Source organism: Albidovulum sp., from assembly GCF_049646345.1.
Classification (GTDB): domain Bacteria; phylum Pseudomonadota; class Alphaproteobacteria; order Rhodobacterales; family Rhodobacteraceae; genus Albidovulum.
This window is the reverse complement of record NZ_JBARVQ010000884.1, coordinates 1-7436: the sequence shown is the minus strand read 5'-3', so window position 1 is coordinate 7436 and position 7436 is coordinate 1. Positions and strand designations below refer to the sequence as shown.

Below are 7436 nucleotides of genomic sequence, written 5' to 3'. Positions count from 1 at the left end.
GCCCTGAACCGCTCTACATCCCCTTCGACGCGATCCGTACCTTCGTCGACCCCTCGGTCGAGTTTGGCCTGAGGTTCGAAACCCAGGACGGCGAGGACGACGACGAGGATGAAGAGGACGACGACGATCTGGTCGATGCAGAGGCCCCGCGTCAGGAAGCCGAGGTCGTCAGCCTCGACAAATGGCGGAAGTGACGGCGACGGCGTTTCGGAAATTCGAAGCCGTGAGCGACGTTAGCGCCACCGCAAGCGACATCGTCCTTGGCCCCCCGCGCGGAATCGCTTAGGCAGGGTCCGACATCTTCCAAGGACGGACCGTTTCCATGCCCCAGACCCGCACCGAGACCGACAGCTTTGGCCCGCTTGAGGTTCCCGCCGACAAGTATTGGGGGGCGCAGACCCAGCGCTCGATCATCAACTTCCCCATCGGCTGGGAAAAGCAGCCGGTCGCGATCATCCGGGCGCTTGGCGTGATCAAACAGGCAGCGGCCGAGGTCAACATGGCGACCGGCAAGATTGACGCGACGCTCGGCAAGGCGATGGTGCAGGCGGCCTCTGAAGTGGTCGCGGGCAAGTTCGACGACAACTTCCCATTGGTGGTGTGGCAGACCGGGTCAGGCACCCAGTCGAACATGAACGCGAATGAGGTCGTGTCGAACCGCGCGATTGAGATCCTTGGCGGCGAGATGGGGTCCAAGACACCCGTCCACCCGAACGACCATTGCAATATGGGCCAGTCCTCGAACGACACGTTCCCGACTGCGATGCATGTCGCCATCGGCATGATGGCGCGCGATACGCTGCTGCCGGGTCTGCGCAAGCTGCACGGGGCCCTTGCGGCGAAGTCCGAGGAATTCAAGGACATCATCAAGATCGGCCGGACGCATACCCAGGATGCCACCCCCCTGACGCTCGGTCAGGAATTCGGCGGTTATGCCCATCAGGTGATGAAGGGGATCGAGCGGGTCGAGGCCTGCCTGCCCGACATCTACGAACTGGCGCAGGGCGGCACCGCCGTCGGCACCGGGCTCAACACCAAAAAGGGCTGGGACACGGCGATTGCCGCCAAGATCGCCGAGATCACGTCGCTGCCCTTCGTCACCGCGCCGAACAAGTTCGAAGCACTCGCGGCACATGACGCGATGGTCATGTTCTCGGGCGCCCTGAAAACCGTCGCGGCGAGCCTTTTCAAGATCGCCAACGACATGCGGCTTCTCGGCTCCGGCCCCCGCTCGGGCCTTGGCGAATTGATCCTGCCGGAGAATGAACCCGGCTCATCGATCATGCCGGGCAAGGTCAACCCGACCCAGGCGGAAGCCCTGACCATGGTCTGCGCCCATGTCATGGGCAATGACGCCGCTGTCGGCTTTGCCGGGTCGCAGGGGCATTTCGAGTTGAACGTCTACAACCCGATGATGAGCTACAACGTGCTGCAGTCGATGCAGCTTCTGGGTGATGCGGCGGGCAGCTTCACCGACAATATGGTTGTCGGGACCGAGGCCAACACCGCCCGGATCGACAAGCTGATGAAGGAAAGCCTGATGCTGGTCACCGCACTTGCCCCCACCATCGGCTATGACAACGCCACCAAGGTCGCCAAGACCGCGCACAAGAACGGCACGACGCTCCGCGAAGAGGCGATCGCGCTTGGCTTTGTCGATGGCGAGACTTTCGACCGCATCGTGCGGCCGGAACTGATGGTCGGACCGGAGGACTGAGCGGATGGCCGAGGTCGTCAACCTCAGGACCGAGCGCAAACGGCGCGAAAAGGCCAAAGACCGGGCGAAGGCGGTGGAAAACGCCGTCCGCTATGGTCGGACCAAGGTGCAGAAAGACCTTGAACAAACCCGCGCCGAACGCGCCGCCGCCCTGATCGAAGCGCATCAGCGCGAGGGCCGGGAGGAGTGAGCCGCCCGGTCAAGCATTCGCTGACCTTGAACGGGCATCGGACCAGCGTGTCCCTGGAAGACGAGTTCTGGCGGGCGTTTCGAGAAATCGCCGAAGACCGCGATGTCGCGATCAACGCATTGGCGGCAGAGATCGACGGCGAAAGAGGCACAGAAACGGGCCTTGCGACGGCGATCAGGTTGTTTGTTCTCAAAGAGTATCAGCGGCGGCTGTCAGCGCTGAAAGGCAGATAAGCGATCAATATGACGCGAATTGCGGGTAAAGCGCCCGACGTATACGGTCGGCAACCGACTGTTCCTGCTCTTCGTTTTCCGTAAGGACCCGTTTTTTCGAGCGGGATGACAATTCACCCCGGAACAGCGTCTGAAGCTCTTCCTTTGAAAGGGTCACAGGCTCGGCATCGGGTTCAATATGAATCCCGACAAACCGCCATGACGGGATGGCGATCCTGAGAAAACTGCGCGGAGCGGTCAGAGTGGCGTCTGCCGACGTACTGCTAAATTCCATACTCGGTGTCATTGCCCCTCCCCACCGGACTCAGAACCGTTTCGGTTACATCCCAATTGCGGTCCCACGTCCGCGAATCAGGCGCTTTCACGCAGGTTGCGATAGTTTCCGTATAACGATCAATTCTCGGTTGCGGAAGGTCACTGATTTTCCTTAATTCTTAACAAAACCGTTGCAACACCGCAACGATGGCCGTGAAACAGGACATTTTTCGCGCTTACTGAACCGAAAGATGGCGGAATTCAGCCGAATGAGTCTCGCCCAGACAGAATCGCGATTCTGGTGTTTGGTACCGTCTCTCGCTCAGCTCTCTACCGGACCGAGTTCATATTGAAACAGTTTCGCAATCTCCTCACGCGAAACCGATTTCTGCGGCGTGGGACGTATCTCGGCCTTGTCCGCGACGTCGCCAAACGCAGGAAAAGCAATACGAATATGGCCTGGGATCCCAATTCCGACAGGGTGTTGCACGGCATTGCCGCCAAGAAGCCAGTTGATCATCGCTCTCCGCCCCCCGACGGTTTGAGTGGTTCTTCGGCACGCCCGGCATCGGGACGCTGGTGAGAAATGCAACGGCAGAAACCCGGTGGAAGGTTCTGCGCTGAACATGTTGTAGCAAATATCGCGCCGGTTGTATTCATGTCGAACGATGTGACGTCGCGTCACGCCGGGCGATTTTTTGCCTATGGTGAAAATACTACGAAACCGCCCCATTTTTGTCTTATTCTGCAAGAGCATTCGCATCTTTATCAGTATTGTTTCTTATTTTGATACATTGCCAAGCGAATACCGCCCTCAAATCAGGCGCCCTGATACACAACCTATAATTGCATACGCCTGCCGCGCGCCTCATGATCCCCGGCCAGATACGGCAAGCCTGATACCGGCCAGGGACCGAACCGTCAGATGGGCGACCGGCACCGGAGCGGCCTTTGTGCTTTCGGCAAAGACAAAATCCCGTACCAGAGTGGCCAGCAGGAGCGGCCCCTCGATCATCGCAAAACCAGCACCGGGACAGACACGGGCGCCAGCAGAAAACGGCAGATAGGCCTTGCGGATCGCATCGCGCCCATCCGGTTCCTGCCAACGGCCCGGATCGAACACATCGGGCCGGTCCCAAAGCCGCTCATGGCGATGCACATGCCAAGGGCTGAGCACGATCTGGCTGCCCTTGGGCACATCGCGATCCCGGAACCGCACCGGGCAGCGTGCCTCGCGCACCATCATCGGCACCGGCGGGTAAAGCCGCATCGCTTCACGGAAGACATCGCGGGTAAACTTCAGCCGTGCAATGTCGGCGAAGGTGGGCGCATCGCCCAGCACCTCCCGCGCCTCGGCTGCCACCCTCCCCTGATGCTCGGGTGCTGCTGCCAGCAGATAGAGCGACCATGCCAGAGCAGAGGCCGAGGTTTCATGCCCGGCCAGAAAGAAGATCGCGACCTGATCGACCATTTCGGCGGCATCGAAACCCTGCCCCGTCTCGGGGTCGGGCGTGGTCATGATCTTGGTGGCCAGATCCTGCGGCGCGGAACCCGCATCAATGGCGGCCTTGCGCGCCTCTGTCAGCCCGGTCATCAGCGTCCGGATTTCAGCCGCCGCGCGCCGGACAGCGGGGCGATGAAAGCGCGGCATCCAGCGCGGCAGGGGTAAAAAGGCCGCAAGGTTCAAAAGCGGCTGGGTCCGCTGATAACGACGAAACGCGTCGAAGGTGCGCGCCGCGACCTCATCCTCGATCGGGATAGAAAAGAGCGTGCGAAAGATCACGTCGGCGGCGGCATGGCTTGCCATCTCCTCGATCTCCACCACCTGCCCTGCCTGTCCGGCCAGCCGGTCCCGCGCCGCCCGTGCTGCTGCCAGCATTGCCGGAAAACTCTCATGCAGCCGCCCCCCCGCGAAAGCCGGGTCAATGATCCGCCGTTGCCGCGCCCATTCCGCACCGTTGGTAACAAAGACCGACCGCCCCAGAAGCGGCGCCAACCCTTCGCGCACCCGGTCGGACTTTGGGAAATCGGCGGGGCATTCCTTCAACACGCGGTCGATCAGCGCCGGATCGTTGCAAAGATAGGAGCGGAAGAAGGGCGTGCGAAACTCGGCCATCCAGGCGCGGTAGAGCTTGGCTGGCTGCGCCGACAGAATATCCTGCCGGAACAGCCTGAGATAGCGCCAGAGCGACACACGGTCGGGGCGAGAAGGGGGCTTCGGCGCGATCATGCGATGTCGCGGAACGGGTTTGCCACCCGCTCGATCCGGCTTTTCGAGGGCTGGCGTCCCGCGAAACGCTCTGCCAGCGTCAGCGGCCCGGCGGTGATGCGGAAATAATCGTAATCCCCGGGCCGGTCGAAGGCACAAAGATACTGGAAATGCAGCCTGAAATAGCGCCGTTTCAATTCCTGCCAGCGTTCAGGGCTGAGCGTCTGGGTGAAGGCGGCAGAGATGACCAAGGGCCAGCACTTGTCCGCGGGCGCCACCCCGGTCACACTGACCGGGTCACACAGCGCGAAGGCGCAGCCATCGCCGGGGGCCGTCACATCGACCCATGTCAGTTCCAGCCGCGCCGAAAGATAGGCCAGATCGCCACGCAACCGCTGCGCCTTCGGCAAAAAGGCCGCCATCGGCACGACATGGCCCAGCGACAGGAACCCCAGCGAAGGCCCCTGCCCCGGCACCCGGCCCGCCCGGATCAGATCGGCCAGCACCGAAACGCCCAGATGCGCACCCGAGGAATGACCGACGATCAGAACCTCATCCCAATCCTCGCACAAAGCCTCGGCGATCCGGTCGGCAAACATGGCCAACCGCGCCTCCAACCCGGGCGGATAAGCGCCGTCTGCCTCGGCGGTAAAGGCGTAGTCATGCATCAGGTAGTAGGCATAGATCTTGCGATCCCAGGCCCGGAACCGGTCCAGAATGGCCCAGAGAGTCAGCGCCCCGGCGATCCAGCCCAGCATGGCGGACAGACCGAGTGCGGCAAAACCTGCACCAGTCAGCCCCGCCACACCCCATCCGGCCACTAAGGCAACGCCAAGTTGCGCCAAGAGCACCGCGATCGGGTAAAGCGCCGCGATGGTCGGCCCCTTGCGAAGCCGCATAACCCGAAAGATCACGCCCGAGCCGATATAGGCCCAGGCGGTCCGGATCATCTGCAGGTAAGTCGCGGCAATGCCCTGCGCCATCGAATTCCTGACGATATCGGACCAGAGCAGCACCTCGATATCGGCCTCAACTTCCGCGCCGTCCATCCGCCCGGTAACGCGCCAGCCATGGGCATCCCCGGACTTCCTGCGGCCAAGGGCGATATCATAGCCCGAGATCGTCGCCTGCGCGGCGGCTTCCTTGCGGTAAAGCTCGCGGTAGCGGCGCGGATGGAACGGATCATAGCCGGGGATGTAGAATACCCGCCGCCGCGCTACCTGCTTTGTCTGTCCTGCCGTCATGCCGCCCGCTTGTGCCTTTCGCGGATGCTACAAAACAATCCGTACAAAGACCAAGGCCGAAGAAACCGTATCAGAGATCCTGCCCGGAAAGCACCGCCCCCGCAGCCCGACCCAGCTGGCGCGATACATCGTTGAACACGGCATCGAACCCGGCAAAGAGCGCGCGGTTCAGATCCTTTCCCGCTTCGGTCCGCGAAAAGGCGATATAATCATGCAGCTCTGCATCCGTGAGCGGCGCATAGGCCATGGCGAGGTAGGAGTTGATCCAAAGGTCGGTTTCCTCGCGGATATCATCCTCCTGCCCCCAGACCTCGGCGATCACCTCATCCTCGGACATCTCACGCCCCAGGGCATCGGCATCGGCCAGACCGAGGTAAAAGGCGTAATTGGCATTCAGCCCGCCGGTCACATTCGCCTCGATCAGATCGTTGGCCGTCACGAATTCTGCGATCAGATCGATCCGCGGATCGGCCTCGGCCCGCATCTCTTCCAGCTTCAGACGGCTCGCATCCTCAACGGAGTCGTCCAGAAGCGCACGGCGCGCCGAGATTTCCAGCGTCGTCACGCGCTGCCCAAGGTCAGAGCTGAAGAAGTCCAGCATGGCACCGGTATCGGTGCGGTTCAGTTCCGCCTCGAATGCAGTACCGAAATCCTCCAGCATTCGGTCGGTCGAATAGATGCCAGTCACCGCCTCCTGCCACTGACGGCCACCTGAGCCCGGGAACATGTCGGCTTCCAGTTGGCGGCCATAGTCGAGCCCCTCTTCGGACATGACCGAAAACACCTCGGGCAGCTTCAGCGCCGCCTGAAGCGCAGCCGCATCATCAGCGGCGGCAGCCAGACCGGATGTCGAAAGGAAAAGGCAGAATGCGGCGGCAGGGGCTGCCAGCGGGCGAAGCATCGGGGGATCCTCATGCGTATTACAGCCGTACACCTAATGACAGCGACCCGCCCTGCCAAGCGCTTCCGGCGAAAACCTACGTGATCGCGTGTGGACTTGCAAAAAATCAGGGTTGCAGATCCCGCCCGAGCCAGCTAAATCCCGCCCGATCAAAGACCACCGACGCGGAGAGGTGCCGGAGCGGTCGAACGGGGCGGTCTCGAAAACCGTTGTGGGTGAGAGCCCACCCAGGGTTCGAATCCCTGTCTCTCCGCCACTTGCCTCCGCGAAAGCGTTCTCCCCGTCCGGCTGCGGCTGGATTTTCTCGTTGTTTTCGAGGGTTATGCGGGAGGGGCTGAGCACTGGCCCTGTCGCCGGTCGGGCCGGAAGTGGTCTCTGAGGGCCGATATTCTCCGGGGCTGTGAACTGCTTCGCATCAGGTGCACAGCACCAACACCCTGAAACGCATCCATTTTTTCAAGCTGCACCCGCATGAAAGTTGTGTTTTCCCTTCGCCTTGCGAGCGCACCTGAAATCCAAATGCCTGGCGGCCTCCTCAGCAGTTCACTCAACAGGATCTGTCTTCTGGGCCCGGCGGAAGATTTCACTGGCGAGGTGCTCGTGCGCCGCGGCGCGGAACTGCTTGTCCGTCATCACACGAGAGAAAATTTCCTCGTTGCCCTCCATGCGGTCGATGAACAACTCGTC

9 protein-coding genes and 1 tRNA gene are annotated in these 7436 nt (G+C 61.6%); 5 read left to right on the top strand and 5 right to left on the bottom strand.

The genetic code is table 11. The annotated features are described in order from the left end of the window. The 4 genes from WBB85_RS23095 to WBB85_RS23080 form a co-directional block, all read left to right on the top strand. Positions 1–194 (top strand): ClpXP protease specificity-enhancing factor SspB (locus WBB85_RS23095; RefSeq protein WP_432640910.1); only part of this gene is annotated, 194 nt, incomplete at its 5' end. 128 nt (positions 195–322) lie between these two features. Further along, positions 323–1717, top strand: a complete 1395-nt coding sequence (gene fumC / locus WBB85_RS23090) for a class II fumarate hydratase (RefSeq protein ID WP_432640909.1) — start codon at positions 323–325, stop codon at positions 1715–1717. Between the two features lie 4 nt (positions 1718–1721). Beyond that, entirely contained in the window at positions 1722–1907 is a 186-nt protein-coding gene (locus WBB85_RS23085; protein WP_432640908.1) for a DUF4169 family protein, read from the top strand. Next, the gene (locus WBB85_RS23080; protein WP_432640907.1) at positions 1904–2140 is read left to right on the top strand and encodes a ribbon-helix-helix domain-containing protein; all 237 of its coding nucleotides are present in this window, start codon (positions 1904–1906) and stop codon (positions 2138–2140) included. The genes WBB85_RS23085 and WBB85_RS23080 overlap by 4 nt, the downstream gene beginning before the upstream one ends. Positions 2141–2144: 4 nt before the next feature. Here WBB85_RS23080 and WBB85_RS23075 read toward each other — a convergent pair whose 3' ends face one another. The 5 genes from WBB85_RS23075 to WBB85_RS23055 all read right to left on the bottom strand — a co-directional run bounded on the left by WBB85_RS23075 (position 2145) and on the right by WBB85_RS23055 (position 6749). Then, positions 2145–2426, bottom strand: a complete 282-nt coding sequence (locus tag WBB85_RS23075; protein WP_432640906.1) for a hypothetical protein — start codon at positions 2424–2426, stop codon at positions 2145–2147. Between the two features lie 291 nt (positions 2427–2717). Then, positions 2718–2915 (bottom strand): hypothetical protein, encoded by a 198-nt coding sequence (locus tag WBB85_RS23070; RefSeq protein ID WP_432640905.1) that lies wholly within the window; start codon positions 2913–2915, stop codon positions 2718–2720. A 348-nt stretch (positions 2916–3263) separates the two neighbouring features. Further along, positions 3264–4625: a cytochrome P450 gene (locus WBB85_RS23065; protein ID WP_432640904.1), complete on the bottom strand. Its 1362-nt coding sequence runs from the start codon at positions 4623–4625 to the stop codon at positions 3264–3266. Continuing rightward, positions 4622–5848: a hypothetical protein gene (locus WBB85_RS23060; RefSeq protein WP_432640903.1), complete on the bottom strand. Its 1227-nt coding sequence runs from the start codon at positions 5846–5848 to the stop codon at positions 4622–4624. Before WBB85_RS23060 ends, WBB85_RS23065 begins: the two co-directional genes overlap by 4 nt. Positions 5849–5918: 70 nt before the next feature. Next, positions 5919–6749, bottom strand: a complete 831-nt coding sequence (locus tag WBB85_RS23055) for a DUF2059 domain-containing protein (RefSeq protein WP_432640902.1) — start codon at positions 6747–6749, stop codon at positions 5919–5921. A gap of 166 nt (positions 6750–6915) precedes the next feature. Between WBB85_RS23055 and WBB85_RS23050 the strand changes: the two genes are divergently transcribed. Then, positions 6916–7005, top strand: a tRNA-Ser gene (locus WBB85_RS23050). The last annotated feature ends 431 nt before the right edge of the window (positions 7006–7436 follow it).

What these genes read in the sequence shown, in the direction of transcription:
- WBB85_RS23055 (WP_432640902.1), bottom strand. Translation starts at nt 6,749, where the DNA reads ATGCTTCGCCCGCTGGCAGCCCCTGCCGCCGCATTCTGCCTTTTCCTT.
- WBB85_RS23075 (WP_432640906.1), bottom strand. Translation starts at nt 2,426, where the DNA reads ATGACACCGAGTATGGAATTTAGCAGTACGTCGGCAGACGCCACTCTG.
- fumC (WP_432640909.1), top strand. Translation starts at nt 323, where the DNA reads ATGCCCCAGACCCGCACCGAGACCGACAGCTTTGGCCCGCTTGAGGTT.
- WBB85_RS23085 (WP_432640908.1), top strand. Translation starts at nt 1,722, where the DNA reads ATGGCCGAGGTCGTCAACCTCAGGACCGAGCGCAAACGGCGCGAAAAG.
- WBB85_RS23065 (WP_432640904.1), bottom strand. Translation starts at nt 4,625, where the DNA reads ATGATCGCGCCGAAGCCCCCTTCTCGCCCCGACCGTGTGTCGCTCTGG.
- WBB85_RS23070 (WP_432640905.1), bottom strand. Translation starts at nt 2,915, where the DNA reads ATGATCAACTGGCTTCTTGGCGGCAATGCCGTGCAACACCCTGTCGGA.
- WBB85_RS23060 (WP_432640903.1), bottom strand. Translation starts at nt 5,848, where the DNA reads ATGACGGCAGGACAGACAAAGCAGGTAGCGCGGCGGCGGGTATTCTAC.